The following is a 17,170-nucleotide window of genomic DNA, read 5'->3' on the forward strand; positions in this document are numbered from 1 at the left end:
AAAAGTCAACCATTCAGTTTAAGGAGAATGTATATGACTGTGATAACGGAAACAGGATATTCTTATATCAGTGATCATCTTTTCGTGAACTTCCTGAATACGATCAATGGGGCAAACAGCCAGGTGACGGACCTACTCATGCAGGAATCCGGGACCGATAAGTGGCTGGAGTTGATGTACAGCCGGGAACTGCTCAATTCTGAACAATTCAGGAAGCTGAAGGAAGAAACTTTTGATGATGGTGCGATCCGCGATTTCCGTGACAGGGGCAGGGAGTATGTGTTGGAAGGGAAACATACGGAATTCATCTCGTCTCTGACCGGGAACGTGAAGCAGGCACCTCTCTACTTTGATAAGCATTTAAATCCGGTTCCGAGTTGCGGGGGCAGCTCTGGACTTCTATCCCTCCTCTCTTATAAAATGCTCGAAGCATACCAGGGCAGCATTTTTTCCAAAATAAAAAAATGTCATTCCCCGGACTGTTATGCATTATTCGTAGATTACAACGGGAGAAGGAAATGGTGCTCCATGGAAATATGCGGCAATCGCACAAAAGCGCGAAAGCACTATGCAAAGAAAAAGGAATAATCCGAAGTACAGAGAATTCATAGTACAGAACGGAAATACAGAACAAAGGGGACGAGGATATGAGGGAAAAAAATACGGACTTTCTTATGGAGCTGCTGAACACAGCCTCTCCTTCAAGCTATGAAATGCCGATTCAGAAAAAATGGATGGAGGCGATGAAACCTTACGCGGATGAAATCCGCACGGATCATGCGGGTAACGTGATCGCCGTCAAGAACCCGGAAGCCGAAATGAAAGTGATGCTTGCCGGTCACTGTGATGAAATAGCGCTTGTAGTGAACAGAATCGATGAGGACGGATACGTATATATCGATAAAATGGGCGGCGTGAACCCGAAAGCGGCCATAGGAATGAAAGTGGATATCCTGGGCACACACGGTCGTCTCTCAGGCGTGATCGGAGTCAACGCTCAGCATCACGGTGGCATCAAGGGAGATTTTGACCTGAGCGATCTGTTCATTGACTGCGGGGCGAAATCAAGAGAGGAAGTCACTGAATATGTACAGATCGGGGACCTTGCCGTTTATAGACGGACACCCGAAGTGATGATGGACAGATACGTTACCGGACGGGGACTTGATAACAGAACCGGCCAGTATATCGTGGGAGAAGTGTTGCGGAGACTCCATCAGACGAATATCAATGTGGGAGTATATGCAGCCAGCACCGTAAATGAAGAAACGAATATGGGAGGAGCTTATTTCGCTGCAGCCGGAGTGGAACCTTCTATGGCTATTGCCTGCGACGTCACGTTTGCTACCGATTACCCGGGAGTAGATAAAAAAACACACGGGGACGTGGAGCTTGAGAAAGGCCCGGTGCTCGCCAAAGGAGCACCGATCAACCGGAATATTAATCAATTGCTTGAAAAAGCTGCCGGGGAGAAGGATATTTCTCTTCAATATGAACTTACGTCACGAGCTACCGGTACAGATGCCGATCGGATGAGGCTGACCGGGAAAGGCGTGCCTGTAAGTCTCGTTTCCCTTCCGCTCAGATATATGCACTCGCCGGTCGAAACGGCCAGTCTTGAAGATATAGAGGAGTGCATCGAGCTTCTCGTGACCTTCATCAGTGATTTGAGCGGCGAGGAGAGTCTTAACCCGCTGGACTTAGTATGAATTCAGGTGATTTTCATTAAAACAAAGACGAGACCCGAATGCAGGGTCTCGTCTTTGTTTCGTATAGATCATTCTTCTTCATCCACGCGGATACGGGCAGTAGGCATCGCTTCGAGTCGTTCCACCGGAATGTCTTTGCCGGAAATTTCGCTTTTTCCATACGTACCTTTTTCAATCTTCTCAAGACCGTCCACTGCAGCCAGGTAACGCTCGCGTGCTGTGTCAAAAAGCGTCTGCTCTTTGGACTGTTCGTGCATTTCCGTACCGGAGTCGGCCGGATGGTCCTGGATAGACGAGATATCACCGGTGTTGTCTTTCGAATATTCTCCGTTTTCATATCCGTCGTGGTGACGTTCCATTTCTTCTTCCGCTTCTTCTTTGATTTCGGTAAGGCGCTGTTTGAAGTGTTGCAGTTGTTCTTCGGATAGCATAAAATAATCCTCCTTATAGATTCACGCAGGAACGACACCGAGAGTGCAGCGGGATACGGACAGGTTATTACCGTCTTCGTCGGTGATCTCCACCGACCACACCATGGTACGACCGCCCCGGTGCACCGGTACTGCCTTTGCATATACCGTTCCGTCGCGTTTACTTCTGATGTGGTTAGCGTTGATTTCGATGCCGAATACCTGCTGCTGTTCAGGGTCGATGTTCAGAAATCCTCCGATACTTGCTGCCGATTCCGCCAGCGCAACGTTGGCGCCGCCGTGAAGAAAACCCATCGGCTGATGAGTCCGTTTATCCACAGGCATCGACATCTTCACCTGTTCCTTATCCGCTTCTATCAGTTCTATTCCAAGCGTTTCCATTAAAGTGTTTTTCAACATTTCTTTCATGACACTCATTCCTTTCCAGTTTTCCCGTAATTTTTCCGTTCAAACTTAAGAGTGAAAGCAGTGTTTCCGCGCACCCTTACTGATTACTATATATGAAAAAGAGGGGGTACGGTAGTGCACCCCTCTTCTTTTTATGCTTATTTTAAATCAGGGAAATGAGTAAGGACAGGCCGAGCAGCACCCCGTAGAAAGTGTTCGTCTGGGCGGTACCTTTCATAGCCGGCATCATATCCACCGGTGTCTTCTTCCCGGAGAAGCTTCTCACCGCTTTTTGAGCGTGAACGGCACTGAGAAGAGTGAGAAGAGACCACCATGGCAATAATCCGGTGATTATATAAATGATTGTCAGCAGGTAAACGATGATAAAGTTCGCTGCCAGAAAAGTCACTGCCCCCTCGTGTCCGAGGAGAATGGCGAGTGTACGTCTGCCGTTCGTTTCATCTCCGACGCGGTCCCGTATATTATTAGCCATCATAATCGCTCCAATACAGATGGCAACAGGGATGGAGATACCGAAAACGGCCCAGGTGACAACTTCCGTCTGGATGTAATAAGCGATACCTATGATGACAGGACCCATAAAAAACCCGGCTACCAGCTCACCAAATGGGGTATAAGCGATAGGGAGGGGGCCTCCGGTATACAAATACCCGACGAGCATGGAAGCAGAGCCTATAAGGGCGATCCACCATGAGGTGAGCATACATATATACACACCGAGAAGTACGGCGATGGCGAAGAAAGATAGTGCGAGATATAATACCGTTTTGGGATGGATGCCATCGCGTACGATCGTGCCTCCGATACCGACAGACTCTTCCGTATCAAGCCCGTGGACGTAGTCATAGTATTCATTGAACATATTCGTGGCAGCCTGAATGAGTATAGAGGCGATCAGCATGGCTGCAAACAGCCCGAAAGCGATCGTGCCCTCTTTATGGATGACGGCAAACATCGTTCCCACAAATACAGGAACGAAAGACGCAGTCAGGGTGTGGGGTCTCAGCAGACGCCACCACACATGGAAGCCGCTCCGTTCATTCAGAGAAGCCCGTACGTCATTTGTGGTTCCGGTGCTCATGAAGCTTCTCTCCTTTAATCATTAGTAATAACATACTAAGTTTAGGCAAATCAGCAGGTAGTGTCAATCTTTGTAACCCGCTGCCATATGGAGGGAGGGGATAGTGTATGAACTGCTGCGAAAGTTCTTTTTTCCACCGGCTGTCAACAGATTTCTTGAAGCCTAAGTAAAAAGAGAATAAAATAGAGAAAGATATGAAAGCTGTCCCCCGGGATAGGAGGAGAAAAATGCTACAAGTGAAAACTTTTCAAACAGAGGATAAATTACGCAATGTGCATGAGGAGGCCCGGATGAACGATGAGCCGCTCCTGATGAGTATTACAGAAAGAATAGACCCGCTGGACCCTTTTTCTTTTTTTGAACAGGGAAAGCAGGTGGATATGCACCGTCATTTCTGGAAAAGTGCGGAAGAAGATTTCACCCTTGTCGGTATCGGAAGCGCTGTACGGATATCGAAAGAAGGAGAAGGACGTTTTCAGGAGAGCGAGCAGGAGCTGTTCGACTGGCGAAAGAGTGTCCGGCAGTGGAATCCGTACAATAAGAAAGGAACCGGTACGGTAGCTCTCGGAGGATTCGGCTTCCGCCCTGAATCGGGCGGGGAAGAACCCTGGCAGGAATTCCCGAACAGCAGCATGACGATTCCTGAGTTCCTTTTGACCAATGATGCGGAAGGTTCTTTTCTGACGACGAATTATCTCGTTTCGCCGGAGGAGGACGTCGAAACGATTATATGCCGGATGGAAGAAGATAAGGAGAGACTGCAGACTTCCGACTCTTCCGGTGACACGGAAACCGGTGTCCGTCTTGAGAAAATCGAAGAGGTGCGTCCGAAAGAATGGAAGCAGTCGATCGCCGACGCCACTGCTGAACTGAAAGCAGGCACTCTTTCGAAAGTGGTGCTGGCACGGGAAGTCCGCCTGACGTTCGACTCCGAAGCCTCGATTACGAAAGTGCTGAAGGATCTTTCCGACATGCAGAACTCGAGTTACGTGTTCGCGTTTGAACACGGCGGCTCCTATTTTGTCGGGGCTACACCGGAGCGGCTGGTGAAAGTCGAGGACGATGAGCTGTTTTCGGCCTGTCTGGCCGGCACGACGAAGCGCGGGAGTAGCGAGGAGGAAGATGAGACACTCGGTCTTGCTTTACTCAACGACCAGAAGAACCGTCTGGAACATGACTATGTCGTTCAGATGATCCGGGGTGCCGTGGAGAATTACTCCGTAAACGTAGAGATTCCGGAAGCACCGTCATTATATAAACTTAGAAACCTGCAGCACTTGTATACGCCAGTGAAAGCGAAACTGAAGGAAGGGTACTCCCTTCTTGATGTAGTGAAAGATCTTCATCCGACTCCCGCTCTCGGGGGGCTCCCGCAAAAAGAAGCCGTTACCTATATCAGCCTCCACGAAGTGATGAACCGCGGGTGGTATGCAAGTCCGGTCGGGTGGATCGATGGCGGAAGGAATGGGGAATTCGCTGTTGCTATCCGTTCTGCTCTCATACGGGGAGATAAAGCTTCTCTGTTCGCCGGATGCGGCGTAGTAGAGGATTCGAAGCCGGAAGAAGAATATGAAGAGACGAAAGTGAAGCTGAAACCGATGCTTGCAGTTTTAGGAGGGGAAGAATGAGTTATACGGAGGATCTCTCACGTTACATCACCCATTTCATCGATCAACTTACTTTATCCGGAGTGAAACATGCCGTAATATCACCGGGGTCGCGTTCGACACCGCTCGCGATTACGGCAGCCGAATCCGGAGGTGTGAAGCACTGGATCCAGCTGGATGAACGTTCCGCTGGATTTTTTGCAGTCGGACTTGCAAAGGAGAAGCAGGAACCTGTAGCCCTTATTTGTACCTCCGGGACAGCTGCTGCCAACTATTACCCGGCTGTGATCGAAGCCTTCTACAGCCGGGTGCCGCTGATTCTGCTTACGGCAGACCGTCCGCATGAACTGAGGGATGTAGGTGCCCCGCAGTCCATAGACCAGAATAATATGTACGGGTCCTACACGAAATGGTTTCATGACATGATGATTCCGGAAGCGGGTATGGAAATGTATGCCAGGAAACAGGCGGCCCGGTCTGTAGAGGAATCTCTGAGAAACCATCCCGGTCCTGTGCAGCTGAACTTCCCTTTAAGAGAGCCGCTTATGCCTGATTTCAGTCTCTCCGGTCTGTGGAGAGGAGAGCGGACTTTCTCTCCGTTCACCCGGGGCAAATTGAGAGTGGAGGAGGGTGAACTGCAACGGCTTGCCGGTCGCTTCCGAAAACGCGGTAAGGGAGTAATCGTCTGCGGCCCGCAGACAGACTCTTCGCTCGTACCGGCAATTGAAAAGCTCGCAAAAGCGCTGGACGTCCCTGTCTTCGCCGATCCGTTGTCCCAGCTTCGTACTGCCGGGTTTTCGGAAGAGTACATTATTACGCATTATGATTCCCTCCTCCGTTCGGAAAGGTTCAACGCCCTGCTGCTCGAAGCCGATTATGTTGTGAGATTCGGGGCGATGCCCGTCTCAAAAGCGTATTTGAAATGGGTGCAGCGTGCCGGGGACACAGAAATGTTCGTCGTTGACAGCGACTCCGGGTATCGCGACCCATCCGGAGTAGCGGGTGAATTCATATGGAGTGACCCCATCGCGTTCTGTGAGGATATTCTTCCTTTCATCGAAACACCGGAAGATAGCTGGAGAGAGTTTCTGAAAAGTCTGGATGAACTTGCAGCCGAGACGATGTTCCATAAAGAAGAGGAGGGATTGTACGAAGGGGATGCCGTACATGATTTGGCCCCTCTTCTCCGGAAAAATTCCGTTTTGTTCGTCGGAAACAGTATGCCGATCAGGGATGTCGACACGTTTTTCCCCGCTTTGGATACAAACGTCTCCATCCTTGCGAACCGCGGAGCTAACGGAATCGACGGGGTGACATCGGCGGCGGCCGGCACAGCTGCCTCCGGTCGTGCCGTGACCCTGCTGACGGGTGATGTTTCCTTCTTCCATGATATGAACGGGCTTCTCGCTGTGAAACAGTATGACCTCGATTTGACGATTGTAGTGTTCAACAACAACGGCGGGGGAATCTTTTCCTATCTTCCTCAGGCCGGGCAGACGGAACATTATGAAGCGCTTTTCGGTACGCCGCTTGATATAAATCTTGAGGAGGCGACCCGGATGTACGGCGGCTCTCACCGGCGGGTGGAAGAAAGGGAAGGCTTCATAGCGGCAGTGCAGGAAGCTCAGGCCGAGAAAGGTCTTTCAGTCGTGGAAGCCGCAGTGTCACGGGAAGATCACGTTGCCAATCACCGGAATAAGTGGAGCAGTCTCGACAGACAGATAGCCGGGAAGGTGCAGGAATATGTACATCACCGTCCGTGAGCGTTCCTACTGGGTGGAAGATGAAGGAACAGGACCGGTCCTCTGCTTTCTCCACGGTTTTACGGGCAGCACGTCCATATGGAAAGAAGTAAGAAAGTTTTTTCCTGAGTTCCGGTTAGTACTGATCGATTTGCCGGGGCATGGAAAAACGGGGGATCTCGGTCCTGTCTCCATGGAGAAGGCTGTGCATGATCTGGAAATGATTTTTCAAAGACTGGAAGTGACCAGGGTCTCTCTGCTCGGCTATTCCATGGGAGGGAGAACCGCTTTATGTTTTGCGGAACGCTTCCCTCATCTTATAGACCGGCTGATTCTTGAAAGTGCTTCTCCCGGACTTTCCTCCCGGGAAGAAAGGGAAGAACGCATCCGTAAAGATAAAAAAGTGATAGCGCTTTTGCAAAACAGCGGAATCGAGGGCTTTACCGATAAATGGGAATCCCTCCCTCTCTTCGAAACGATAGCTTCCCTGCCCGGACACCGGCAGCAGAAGCTGAGAGAGGAACGTCTCGATAACGATATCGACGGACTTGTCCATTCTCTGGAAGGGATGGGCACCGGAGTTCAGCCTTCCATGTGGGACTCCCTCTCTTTTCTTATGTTTCCGGTATGTCTTATTGCCGGAGGAGAAGATAAGAAGTATGTGGCAATCAACGAAAGAATGGCCGGTCGCTTCCCGGATGCACAGCTCTGCGTAATAGAAGGGGCCGGACACATCCCTCACCTGGAAAAACCGGAGATTTTCTCTGAAATCACCCGTTCATTCGTGATATAATGCCAATTGGGTAATACATTCTATACAATTTACATAATAAAAGGAGGACTTTTCATGTCTGTGAATTGGGTTCAGGAACATGAATATGAAGAAATTCTGTATGAAACATATGGCGGAATCGCAAAAATCACCATTAACCGTCCGGAAGTGAGGAACGCGTTCACCCCGCTTACCGTCCGGGAACTGATTGACGCATTCACACGGGCCCGTGACAATTCGAACGTGGGAGTTATCGTACTTGCAGGAGCCGGAGACGCCGCATTCTGTGCAGGTGGTGACCAGAGCGTACGCGGCCACGGCGGGTATGTCGGAACCGATGAAGTGCCTCGTCTGAACGTACTGGATCTTCAGCGTCTGATCCGTGTCATTCCAAAACCGGTGGTAGCTATGGTGTCGGGATACGCAATCGGTGGAGGGCACGTACTGCATGTCGTATGTGACTTGACGATTGCCGCTGATAACGCAGTTTTCGGTCAGACAGGACCGAAAGTGGGAAGCTTTGACGCAGGATACGGGGCAGGACTCCTGGCTCGCATCGTCGGTCACAAGAAAGCCCGCGAAATCTGGTATCTGTGCCGTCAGTACTCGGCCGAGGAAGCAGAAAAAATGGGCCTCGTAAATACGGTCGTCCCGCTTGAACAGCTGGAAGAAGAAACGCTCCAGTGGTGTAAAGAGATGCTTGAGAAATCTCCGACGGCCCTTCGTTTCCTCAAAGCCTCTTTCAATGCTGACACCGACGGTCTTGCCGGACTTCAGCAAATGGGCGGAGACGCAACGCTATTGTACTATACGACCGAGGAAGCGAAAGAAGGACGCGATGCGTTCAAGGAAAAACGCAAGCCTGACTTCGATCAATTCCCGCGTTTCCCATAAGTAAAGGAAAGAGCGTCTGTTGCAGGCGCTCTTTTGTGCGTATGAATTTATTGAGAGGAGCGAGTTGTATGACGACGATGCCGCATTGGCTCAGTAAACAGGCTTTTCTGCAGCCGGAGTACCCTGCCGTCGACTTCCCGGACGGTTCCTGCATTACATTTGCAGAGCTTGAGGAAAGGTGTAAACGTAAAGCGGCAGCTCTTTCTTTTCATGGAGTGAAGGAAAAAGACCACATAGCGATTCTTTCTTCGAACCGCGTCGCCTTTATCGAGTCGGTATTTGCTCTCAGCTATCTGGGAGCAAGAGCTGTTCTTTTGAACACCCGGCTCACGATCAGGGAACTGGATTATCAGATTCACGATGGAGATGTGAAGGCGATCATTTATGAGGCGGCTCAGGAAGAGAAAGTGGAAGCACTGACCGCCGGGGATGTATCGCCTCTGCCATTTCACACTCTCACCGGCGATTACACGATGCCGGAGATGAAAGAGAGGATCGATCTGGAGGATGTTTTTACATTAATGTACACTTCGGGGACGACCGGGGCTCCGAAAGCCGTCCTTCACACCTACGGTAATCACTGGCACAGCGCCGTCAGCTCCGCCTTGAACCTCGGAATGGAACGGAGAGATAAGTGGATTTTGAATTTACCGATGTTCCACGTAAGCGGATTTTCCACTCTGATGAAAGGTGTCATTTACGGAATGACCATCGAGCACCATGCCCGTTTTGATGCGCAGGAAGTAGTGGAGAGCATTAAACACAGAGGAGCCACGATGGTCTCCGGTGTTTCCGTGATGCTCGAGGAGCTTGTGGAAGTGTTCGACCGTGACGATATCCCCGGTTCTTTTCGCTGTTTCCTGCTTGGCGGAGGTCCTGCTACAGAGAAATTGCTGAACCGGGCGGCCTCGCTCGGGATTCCGGTATTTCAGACGTACGGTATGACGGAAACGACTTCTCAAATTGCAACGCTCGCTCCGGCTGATGCCACGAGGAAGCTCGGTTCTGCAGGGAAAGCCCTAGCTACAGCTTCTCTTCACATCAATGCAGCGGAGGGAGAGATCGGCGAGATTCTTGTGGCAGGGCCGATGGTGTCCGGTGGGTATTATAAACGCGATCGGGAGGAAGGACTCCTGTTCGCCACCGGAGACATGGGTTACTTCGACGGAGAAGGCTTCTTGTATCTTTCCGGGCGTAAGAAAGAAATGATCATCTCGGGCGGGGAGAATATTTATCCGGCGGAGATCGAGAACGTACTCGTGCAGGTGCCCGGAGTGTCGGGGGCGGCTGTCACCGGCATGAAAGATGAGAAATGGGGAGAGGTTCCCGCGGCTTTTCTCACCGGGAAAGATATAAAAAGGGATGAGATACTGCAATATTGCGAAAGACACCTGGCGCGTTATAAGCATCCGGCATATGTATACCGGGTGGCCGAACTCCCTCGAAACGCTTCGAATAAAGTGCTGAAGTATAAGCTTACGGAGATGGTGAAAGCGGGGGAGTGCGATGAAATTGAATAAAGCCGTCCTTCACAGGGTGGAGGTACCCATGAAAGCCCCTTTCACTACGGCACACGGAGCGATCGGGTCGCGTGAAGTGATTATCGTGGAAGTGGAAGATGACAAGGGGGAAAGAGGGTACGGCGAAATTGCCGCTTTTCCGAGCCCCTTCTATACGGAAGAGACCGTAACGACAGCCTGGCATATAGCGAAAGATTTCCTCCTCCCCTCTCTGAATGAGAAGGACGCCACCAGGATATTCAGGACCGTACAGGGGCACCCTATGGCGAAAGCCGGTATCGAGCAGGCCCTGTTCGATCTGAAAGCCAAAAGAGAAGGCAGGAGTTTATCCGAGTATATCGGGGGGACGAGAAAGGAAGTTGCCGCCGGGGGAGTGATCAGTCTCTCCGGTGACCCGAAAAAAGAGCTCCGTACTCTGAAGCAGGCAGGTTTCCAACGGGCAAAGGTGAAAGTCGAGCGGGGGCGGGAAAAAGAGCAGCTGCAGGAGCTGAGGGAAGAGGACGCCTCGTTTCCGCTTATGATTGACGGGAATGGTGCGTACGAGTCCCCGGACGAACTGCTTCCTCTTGATGAATTCAAGCTTCTGATGATTGAACAGCCGTTTCAATCCGGAGACTTCCGGAAGCACCGTCATTTACAGAAGAAAATGAACACGCCGATATGTCTCGATGAGTCGATCCGGAGCTTTGAAGATGCTGTCCAGGCGATGGAATTCAAGGCCTGCCGGATACTCAACGTAAAACTGAGCCGGGTGGGCGGATGGTCCGAAGCCCTGCAAATTCATGACCGGGCAGTAAACGAAGACATGCCGCTCTGGTGCGGGGGTATGGTGGAGACCGGCATCGGGAAAGCTCATAGTCTTGCGCTGGCTTCCCTGCCCAATTTCACTCTCCCCGGTGACTTATCCGGATCTGACCGGTATTTTAAGAAAGATATTATAAAAGACCCCATATATCTGGAGAATGGTTTCATACGTGTGCCCACGGGTCCCGGGATAGGAGTCGAACCGGATTTCGGGTATATGGAAAGTGTTACGAAAGACAGATGGTTTCAACGATACTGAAAATGATTATCAAAATCATTGACACACCTGTAAGTAATTTCTACACTTGTAAGTGAATAGAAGAGGTGAGGAATATGAGTGAAGAAATGATTACGAGAGAAGAAGAACAGTTTTTGAATGAGCATTTTCGCTTTTTTACGGATCAACATTTGCAGGAACCGGTTTTGGAAACGGTTCGTGCAACCGATTTGTTATCCCGCGAAGGAATCGAACATGTTTTGAATGACCTGCATCTGTATCTTGATTCACAGTCGTTTCTTACTACCGGTTCCCTGCTCGGGAAAAGGTTCGGATATTACGCTGTTACGGTGCCGATTGTAATGATGACGGTGTTTGATAAATTCCCTGACGTTTCCCCCGGGAATGTGGAGTACATCCGTATCGATGAGAACCCGAAATGGTTCCCGAAATTTCATCTCAGGGATAAAACGGTATCCGTCCCGGGAGAAGACAGGGAAGAGTGGATAGTTGAAAATATGCGGCACTTATTCAGGGATTTCCTTCAGCCCGTTCTTTTCCACATTCATAAGACTACGCGTATTTCAAAGAAGGTATTATGGGAAAATACAGCCATTTATCTGTACTGGTTTTATGAACGCAAACTTCCTGAATGGTATGAAGGAGAGGAACTGGAAGAGAAAAGGAAAGACTTTCGATATATCATCGATGAACTGGACGGAGAACCGTTCGGTGAACAGAAAAACCCTTTCACTTACTTCGAGTCTCAGCCCGTCTTGCCTTCAGGGGCTAGGGAAAGGAAATGCTGCTGCCTCTCCTACCGGCTTCACGAAGACAGTACGTTCTGTAAAGTATGTCCCCATCTGAAACAGATGGAGAACATGAAGAAATAGTTTCTTCCGGAAGATGCTGCAATGATTTCCGGTACGGCCGGTGGAAAAAAGAAGAAATGAAACATTTGTAATTTTCCCTTCATATGGTACGATTTAATTAGAGTAAAAAGAGTGTTTTGGAAAAGGCAGTTGATACCATATGCAAGAGTTCTATGATTATTATAATAATCCTGTGAAATTATCTTTTAAGGACCACCCTTTTTCAAGCGAACCGAAGCACGTATGGGTGATTTGCCAATACCGTGGAAAATGGCTGCTGACCGAACACAAGGAACGTGGTCTGGAGTTCCCCGGCGGGAAAGTGGAAGAGGGGGAGACCGCCTCGGAAGCTGCTGTCAGGGAAGTGAAAGAAGAAACGGGAGGCATCGTCGATCAGCTGCGTTACGTCGGTCAATACTTCGTCAAAGGTAAAGGTGGCACGATCATCAAAAACGTTTATTTTGCAGAGGTTTTACAGTTGCGGGAAGAAGCCCATTATTTCGAAACGAACGGTCCGGTACTGCTCGAGCAGCTTCCGGAAGCTTTGCCGAGACAGAAAGAGTACAGTTTTATGATGAAAGATAAAGTGCTCCCGTGCTGCCTGGAAAGAATTGGAACGGCTTAGCGTAAGATGTGTAACTACCAGGGGACTCCCCGGGCTGTCGAGAAATTCTCGGCAGCTTTTTTGTTAGAAGACCGATAAAAATAAGCATGCAGAGAAATGGAGCGTTTCTCTGCATGCTTGTTGTCTGTATGACAGTATTAACGTTTGACCGGTCCGGCTGCTGCAATCGTTTCGTCAGCATAAGCGAATTTCTTGAAGTTCTCATGGAACTTGGCAGCCAGGCTCTCTGCCTGCGTATCGTAATCACTTTTGTCTTCCCAGGCATTACGCGGAATCATGACTTCCTCCGGAACACCGTCACAGTGAAGAGGAATGTTAAGGCCGAAGACAGGGTCCTGGTACATTTCCGTGTTTTTGAATTCTCCGTTCAATGCAGCATCCACCATACGTCTCGTATAGGACAGTTTCATTCTCTTACCTGTCCCGTAAGCTCCGCCGGTCCAGCCGGTGTTGACGAGGTAGACGTCTGTGTTGAACTCGTCGATTTTCTCACCCAGCATCTTCGCGTAGACGGAAGGCGGTAACGGGAGGAACGGTGCGCCGAAGCAGGCGGAAAACGTAGCTTCGGGCGTGGTGACGCCCCGCTCTGTCCCTGCGAGTTTACTCGTATACCCGCTCAGGAAGTGATACATCGCCTGTTCTTTCGTAAGTTTGCTGATAGGCGGAAGAACTCCGGTAGCATCAGCTGTCAAAAAGATTATTTTATCGGGATGTCCGGATTTACTTTCCTCAAGAGCATTGTCGATATGATCAAGCGGATAAGCGACACGCGTGTTTTCCGTCAGGGAAGTGTCGGTGAAATCCGGTTTCCCCGTACCCGGGTTTACAGCTACGTTTTCGAGTACCGCGCCGAATCTGATGGCTCTGTAAATATCAGGTTCCGTTTCAATAGAAAGGTCTTTAGTTTTGGCATAACAGCCGCCTTCCATATTGAACACACCTCTATCGGACCAGCCGTGTTCATCGTCACCGATAAGGTAACGGGAAGGGTCGGCGGAAAGAGTCGTTTTTCCTGTACCGGAGAGTCCGAAGAAGAGAGCGGTTTCTCCCTCCGCGTTCACGTTAGCGGAGCAGTGCATCGGCAATACGTCCTGTTTCGGCAGGAGATAGTTCATCACGGAGAAGATCGACTTCTTGATCTCTCCGGCATACTGCGTGCCGCCGATCAGTACTATTCTATGTTTGAATGATACCGTTACGAACACTTCGGAATTGGTTCCGTCTGTCTCCGGGTCGGCTTTCAGCCCCGGTGCAGAGAGCACTGTGAACGCATTTTCGTGAAGAGGTTTCTCTTCACTCCCGGGTCTTATGAACATCTGCCTTGCGAACATATTGTGCCAGGCGTATTCTGTAATCACACGGATTGGCAGACGGTAGTCTTCATCGGCGCCTGCGTAACCCTGGAATACGAAACGTTCAGGGAGGTCTTTCAGATATCCGATCACTTTGTGGTAAAGGTGAAGGAATGTTTCTTCCTGCATCGGCTGGTTCACTTTGCCCCAGTCGACCTTTTCGGCAGTTTCATCGTCTTTTACAATGAATTTATCGTTCGGGGACCGTCCTGTATATGCTCCGGTTTCTGCCTTTACAGCTCCGGTATCGGTCAGTGTTCCTTCATTCCTGTTGAGTATGTTTTTCGTAAGGTCCGGAACAGAAAGCTGTACTTGTGTTCCTTCTTCCTCAAGCAGCTCCTCGATGCTTGAACGGTCGCTTCTGGCATGAATCATTTTAAAAACCCGCCTTTCCCTGAAATTCCGCATGTAAGCGATTATTTGTAAATAGTATAACACATTGTCGTTAATAGTCCATACTGCAATTCATTTTTTTAAAATCATCTGCAGCTGCTGTATAATCTGGAGAAAAGGAAGGTGAAAAGGTTGAAGAAATCGATCGTTCTGTACGATGCCGCATGTCCTTTGTGCCTTAAAACGAAAAAGTGGGTGAGCCTCCTGGACCGGGAAAATCGACTGCTCTGGCTGTCGCTGCAGAAGCTTACCGAGTATATTTCTCTTCCCGCTGAAAAAGAAGGACAAATTCGTGAACAATTACATTTATATGATCCTTCGCGCAACGAACATGTAGGGTATGACGCGATCACCTATATATGTAAGGAGTCGCCGCTGCTTCGCTTCGCCGGAAAGCTGATGGAGTTTCGGACTGCGAGGGCGGTCGGAGTTCCGGTTTACCGATTTATCGCTAATAACAGATACAGAGTGGGAATCCACGATTGTAAAGACGGAAGCTGCTCCATCTAATTGACAATCATAGCTGATTTGGTATGATAAAATGCGAACGGTAACTCTCTTATCCAGAGTCGGTGGAGGGACAGGCCCGAGGAAACCCGGCAACCTTCTTTTGATATGGTGCTAACCTGACGCAAGAGTACTCTCTTGGACGATAAGAGCGGAAGGAAATCATCCCTTTCCTCATACGATGAAGGAAAGGTTTTTCTTTTTTAATGAAGGAAATCAAAATTTCTCTTAATAGTATAAACGTTTCCTGAAGGACCTTCCTGTTTTCCATGCATGGTTAATGAAGGAATGGAACTGATTCCGGTTTTCAACCCGTGAAAACAGGGGCCGGAATTCGGAAACAGAATGCAGTATATTAAAGTATGATGCTGGTAAGAGTGCCGTAATCAGAGTTTAAGGAGGAATCATGTAACATGGCAGCAAATCGCCGGTTGTTCACATCTGAATCGGTTACGGAAGGGCATCCCGATAAGATATGTGACCAAATTTCCGATGCAATTCTTGATGAAATACTGAAGGAAGACCCGAATGCCCGGGTGGCCTGTGAGACAATGGTTACCACAGGACTTGTACTTGTCTCCGGGGAAATCAGTACGACGACATATGTGGATATCCCGCAGGTCGTAAGGCAGACAATTAAAGATATCGGGTACACGAGGGCGAAGTTCGGATTCGATGCCGATACCTGTGCCGTCCTTACAGCTATTGATGAACAGTCCCCGGATATCGCGGGCGGAGTGGATGAATCTCTGGAATCGAGAGAAGGACAGATGAGCGAAGAGGAAATCGACGCAATCGGTGCCGGGGATCAGGGTCTTATGTTCGGATACGCAACAGATGAAACGGATGAACTGATGCCTTTGCCGATCTCGCTTGCTCACCAGTTGTCCAAGCGTCTGGCGGACGTGCGGAAAGACGGGACCCTCTCCTACCTGCGTCCGGACGGTAAGACACAGGTGACTGTGGAATATGACGAGAACAACAACCCGCTCCGGGTCGATACGGTGGTCATCTCTACGCAGCATGCCGAAGAGATTACGCTTGGGCAGATTAAGGAAGATTTGATGAAGCACATAATTGTGCCGGTCGTCCCGGAGAAGTTCATGGATGACCAGACGAAGTACATCCTTAACCCTACAGGCCGTTTCGTTATCGGCGGGCCTCAGGGTGACGCAGGGTTGACAGGACGCAAAATCATCGTTGACACTTACGGCGGCTATGCCAGACACGGAGGAGGGGCCTTCAGCGGCAAGGATTCCACTAAAGTGGACCGCTCCGCTGCTTACGCCGCCCGCTACGTTGCAAAAAATATTGTTGCCGCCGGTCTTGCGAAGACGTGTGAAGTACAGCTCGCATATGCCATCGGGGTAGCCGAACCGGTCTCGATTTCCATCGATACGGACGGTACCGGGGAAGTCACGGAAGCCAGGCTCGTGAAAGCTGTGCGGGAACTTTTCGATCTACGTCCGGCAGGGATTATCCGCATGCTCGATTTGAAACGTCCTATTTATCGACAGACGGCCGCGTACGGTCACTTCGGCCGCCCGGCGGATCATTTCCCCTGGGAAAACGTCGATAAAGTGGATTTGCTGAGAGCTAAAATAAAAGAAGAATAGATAGGCCGCACGTACAAAAATCCGAACGAAAGCGTTCGGATTTTTGTTTATTCCGTTAAATTAGAATAGAAGAAAAATACACGGCCGAGGCCAGAACAAAGAATCATTTCTCTCCGCTGTTTTTATAATACTGTCCTTTTTCCACGTAGCTCTTACGTATACGATCCAGTTCTTTGAGGTCTTCGCCGGTCAGATCTCTCACTACTTTAGCCGGGCGTCCCACGGCAAGAGTGCGGGGAGGTATCGTTTTACCTGGAGGAACGAGACTTCCGGCACCGAGAAAAGCTTCTTCACCGATGACGGCGCCGTCGAGTACAATCGATCCCATTCCGACTAAGGCATTCTTTTTGATGGTAGCGGAGTGAAGCGTAACCTGATGGCCGATGGTGACTCCGTCCTCCAGCGTAAGCGGCATGCCCGGGCTCTGGTGGAGAAGACTGAGATCCTGTACATTTGTATTATTTCCGATTCTGACAGGAGCGACGTCGCCCCTGATTACGGTTTTGAACCAGATACTCGCATATTCCCCGATCGACACATCCCCGGTTATGACAGTGTCTTCAGCCACGTAAGCCGTGTCGGCAATTTCGGGATAGTAACCTTTATATTCGCAAATCATC

At 49.9% G+C, this 17,170-nt stretch carries 17 protein-coding genes and 1 riboswitch; of the genes, 12 read left to right on the plus strand and 5 right to left on the minus strand.

What is annotated here, in order from left to right; translation table 11 throughout:
• The first annotated feature begins 33 nt into the window (after positions 1-33).
• Entirely contained in the window at positions 34-588 is a 555-nt protein-coding gene (locus AAV35_RS04070) for a CGNR zinc finger domain-containing protein (RefSeq protein ID WP_008587359.1), read from the plus strand.
• Positions 589-647: 59 nt separating this feature from the next.
• Entirely contained in the window at positions 648-1,709 is a 1,062-nt protein-coding gene (locus tag AAV35_RS04075) for a M20/M25/M40 family metallo-hydrolase (RefSeq protein ID WP_008587362.1), read from the plus strand.
• A gap of 68 nt (positions 1,710-1,777) precedes the next feature.
• On the opposite strand, the gene AAV35_RS04080 is transcribed toward AAV35_RS04075, so the two are convergent.
• From AAV35_RS04080 to AAV35_RS04090, 3 genes are all read right to left on the minus strand, one after another.
• Positions 1,778-2,140, minus strand: a complete 363-nt coding sequence (locus AAV35_RS04080) for a TraR/DksA C4-type zinc finger protein (protein WP_008587364.1) — start codon at positions 2,138-2,140, stop codon at positions 1,778-1,780.
• A gap of 21 nt (positions 2,141-2,161) precedes the next feature.
• Positions 2,162-2,548 (minus strand): PaaI family thioesterase, encoded by a 387-nt coding sequence (locus AAV35_RS04085; RefSeq protein WP_008587365.1) that lies wholly within the window; start codon positions 2,546-2,548, stop codon positions 2,162-2,164.
• A gap of 142 nt (positions 2,549-2,690) precedes the next feature.
• A complete protein-coding gene (locus AAV35_RS04090; RefSeq protein ID WP_008587367.1) occupies positions 2,691-3,629 on the minus strand; it encodes a 1,4-dihydroxy-2-naphthoate polyprenyltransferase in 939 nt (312 codons plus the stop codon).
• 227 nt (positions 3,630-3,856) lie between these two features.
• Here AAV35_RS04090 and AAV35_RS04095 point away from each other — a divergent pair, with 227 nt between their 5' ends.
• The 8 genes from AAV35_RS04095 to ytkD all read left to right on the plus strand — a co-directional run bounded on the left by AAV35_RS04095 (position 3,857) and on the right by ytkD (position 12,682).
• The gene (locus AAV35_RS04095; RefSeq protein ID WP_008587369.1) at positions 3,857-5,257 is read left to right on the plus strand and encodes an isochorismate synthase; all 1,401 of its coding nucleotides are present in this window, start codon (positions 3,857-3,859) and stop codon (positions 5,255-5,257) included.
• Positions 5,254-6,999, plus strand: coding sequence for a 2-succinyl-5-enolpyruvyl-6-hydroxy-3-cyclohexene-1-carboxylic-acid synthase (gene menD / locus AAV35_RS04100; RefSeq protein WP_008587371.1), 1,746 nt, complete (start codon positions 5,254-5,256; stop codon positions 6,997-6,999). Before AAV35_RS04095 ends, menD begins: the two co-directional genes overlap by 4 nt.
• Positions 6,980-7,771 carry a 2-succinyl-6-hydroxy-2,4-cyclohexadiene-1-carboxylate synthase gene (gene menH / locus AAV35_RS04105; protein ID WP_008587373.1) on the plus strand — a complete coding sequence of 264 codons (792 nt, stop codon included), beginning with the start codon at positions 6,980-6,982 and terminating at the stop codon, positions 7,769-7,771. The genes menD and menH overlap by 20 nt, the downstream gene beginning before the upstream one ends.
• 54 nt (positions 7,772-7,825) lie before the next feature.
• Positions 7,826-8,644, plus strand: coding sequence for a 1,4-dihydroxy-2-naphthoyl-CoA synthase (gene menB, locus AAV35_RS04110; RefSeq protein ID WP_008587375.1), 819 nt, complete (start codon positions 7,826-7,828; stop codon positions 8,642-8,644).
• 68 nt (positions 8,645-8,712) lie between these two features.
• Entirely contained in the window at positions 8,713-10,164 is a 1,452-nt protein-coding gene (locus tag AAV35_RS04115) for an o-succinylbenzoate--CoA ligase (protein WP_008587377.1), read from the plus strand.
• Positions 10,151-11,227: an o-succinylbenzoate synthase gene (gene menC / locus AAV35_RS04120; RefSeq protein ID WP_040609003.1), complete on the plus strand. Its 1,077-nt coding sequence runs from the start codon at positions 10,151-10,153 to the stop codon at positions 11,225-11,227. The genes AAV35_RS04115 and menC overlap by 14 nt, the downstream gene beginning before the upstream one ends.
• A 74-nt stretch (positions 11,228-11,301) precedes the next feature.
• A complete protein-coding gene (locus AAV35_RS04125; RefSeq protein ID WP_008587383.1) occupies positions 11,302-12,078 on the plus strand; it encodes an IucA/IucC family C-terminal-domain containing protein in 777 nt (258 codons plus the stop codon).
• Positions 12,079-12,217: 139 nt separating this feature from the next.
• Complete coding sequence (gene ytkD / locus AAV35_RS04130; protein WP_008587385.1) at positions 12,218-12,682, plus strand: RNA deprotection pyrophosphohydrolase; 465 nt, start codon at positions 12,218-12,220, stop codon at positions 12,680-12,682.
• 137 nt (positions 12,683-12,819) lie between these two features.
• Here the strand turns inward: ytkD and pckA are convergent, their stop codons facing one another.
• Positions 12,820-14,409, minus strand: a complete 1,590-nt coding sequence (gene pckA / locus AAV35_RS04135) for a phosphoenolpyruvate carboxykinase (ATP) (RefSeq protein WP_008587387.1) — start codon at positions 14,407-14,409, stop codon at positions 12,820-12,822.
• 150 nt (positions 14,410-14,559) lie between these two features.
• Here pckA and AAV35_RS04140 point away from each other — a divergent pair, with 150 nt between their 5' ends.
• Positions 14,560-14,937, plus strand: coding sequence for a thiol-disulfide oxidoreductase DCC family protein (locus tag AAV35_RS04140; protein WP_008587390.1), 378 nt, complete (start codon positions 14,560-14,562; stop codon positions 14,935-14,937).
• Between the two features lie 46 nt (positions 14,938-14,983).
• Positions 14,984-15,086: riboswitch (SAM riboswitch) on the plus strand.
• 261 nt (positions 15,087-15,347) lie between these two features.
• Positions 15,348-16,550, plus strand: coding sequence for a methionine adenosyltransferase (gene metK, locus AAV35_RS04145; protein WP_008587392.1), 1,203 nt, complete (start codon positions 15,348-15,350; stop codon positions 16,548-16,550).
• 103 nt (positions 16,551-16,653) lie between these two features.
• Here metK and AAV35_RS04150 read toward each other — a convergent pair whose 3' ends face one another.
• A complete protein-coding gene (locus AAV35_RS04150) occupies positions 16,654-17,169 on the minus strand; it encodes a gamma carbonic anhydrase (protein ID WP_008587395.1) in 516 nt (171 codons plus the stop codon).
• Position 17,170 lies beyond the last annotated feature (1 nt).

Source organism: Salimicrobium jeotgali (assembly GCF_001685435.2).
Classification (GTDB): Bacteria; Bacillota; Bacilli; order Bacillales; family Halobacillaceae; genus Salimicrobium; species Salimicrobium album.

What these genes read in the sequence shown, in the direction of transcription:
- AAV35_RS04070 (WP_008587359.1), top strand. Translation starts at nt 34, where the DNA reads ATGACTGTGATAACGGAAACAGGATATTCTTATATCAGTGATCATCTT.
- AAV35_RS04075 (WP_008587362.1), top strand. Translation starts at nt 648, where the DNA reads ATGAGGGAAAAAAATACGGACTTTCTTATGGAGCTGCTGAACACAGCC.
- AAV35_RS04080 (WP_008587364.1), bottom strand. Translation starts at nt 2,140, where the DNA reads ATGCTATCCGAAGAACAACTGCAACACTTCAAACAGCGCCTTACCGAA.
- AAV35_RS04085 (WP_008587365.1), bottom strand. Translation starts at nt 2,548, where the DNA reads ATGAAAGAAATGTTGAAAAACACTTTAATGGAAACGCTTGGAATAGAA.
- AAV35_RS04090 (WP_008587367.1), bottom strand. Translation starts at nt 3,629, where the DNA reads ATGAGCACCGGAACCACAAATGACGTACGGGCTTCTCTGAATGAACGG.
- AAV35_RS04095 (WP_008587369.1), top strand. Translation starts at nt 3,857, where the DNA reads ATGCTACAAGTGAAAACTTTTCAAACAGAGGATAAATTACGCAATGTG.
- menD (WP_008587371.1), top strand. Translation starts at nt 5,254, where the DNA reads ATGAGTTATACGGAGGATCTCTCACGTTACATCACCCATTTCATCGAT.
- menH (WP_008587373.1), top strand. Translation starts at nt 6,980, where the DNA reads ATGTACATCACCGTCCGTGAGCGTTCCTACTGGGTGGAAGATGAAGGA.
- menB (WP_008587375.1), top strand. Translation starts at nt 7,826, where the DNA reads ATGTCTGTGAATTGGGTTCAGGAACATGAATATGAAGAAATTCTGTAT.
- AAV35_RS04115 (WP_008587377.1), top strand. Translation starts at nt 8,713, where the DNA reads ATGACGACGATGCCGCATTGGCTCAGTAAACAGGCTTTTCTGCAGCCG.
- menC (WP_040609003.1), top strand. Translation starts at nt 10,151, where the DNA reads ATGAAATTGAATAAAGCCGTCCTTCACAGGGTGGAGGTACCCATGAAA.
- AAV35_RS04125 (WP_008587383.1), top strand. Translation starts at nt 11,302, where the DNA reads ATGAGTGAAGAAATGATTACGAGAGAAGAAGAACAGTTTTTGAATGAG.
- ytkD (WP_008587385.1), top strand. Translation starts at nt 12,218, where the DNA reads ATGCAAGAGTTCTATGATTATTATAATAATCCTGTGAAATTATCTTTT.
- pckA (WP_008587387.1), bottom strand. Translation starts at nt 14,409, where the DNA reads ATGATTCATGCCAGAAGCGACCGTTCAAGCATCGAGGAGCTGCTTGAG.
- metK (WP_008587392.1), top strand. Translation starts at nt 15,348, where the DNA reads ATGGCAGCAAATCGCCGGTTGTTCACATCTGAATCGGTTACGGAAGGG.
- AAV35_RS04150 (WP_008587395.1), bottom strand. Translation starts at nt 17,169, where the DNA reads ATGATTTGCGAATATAAAGGTTACTATCCCGAAATTGCCGACACGGCT.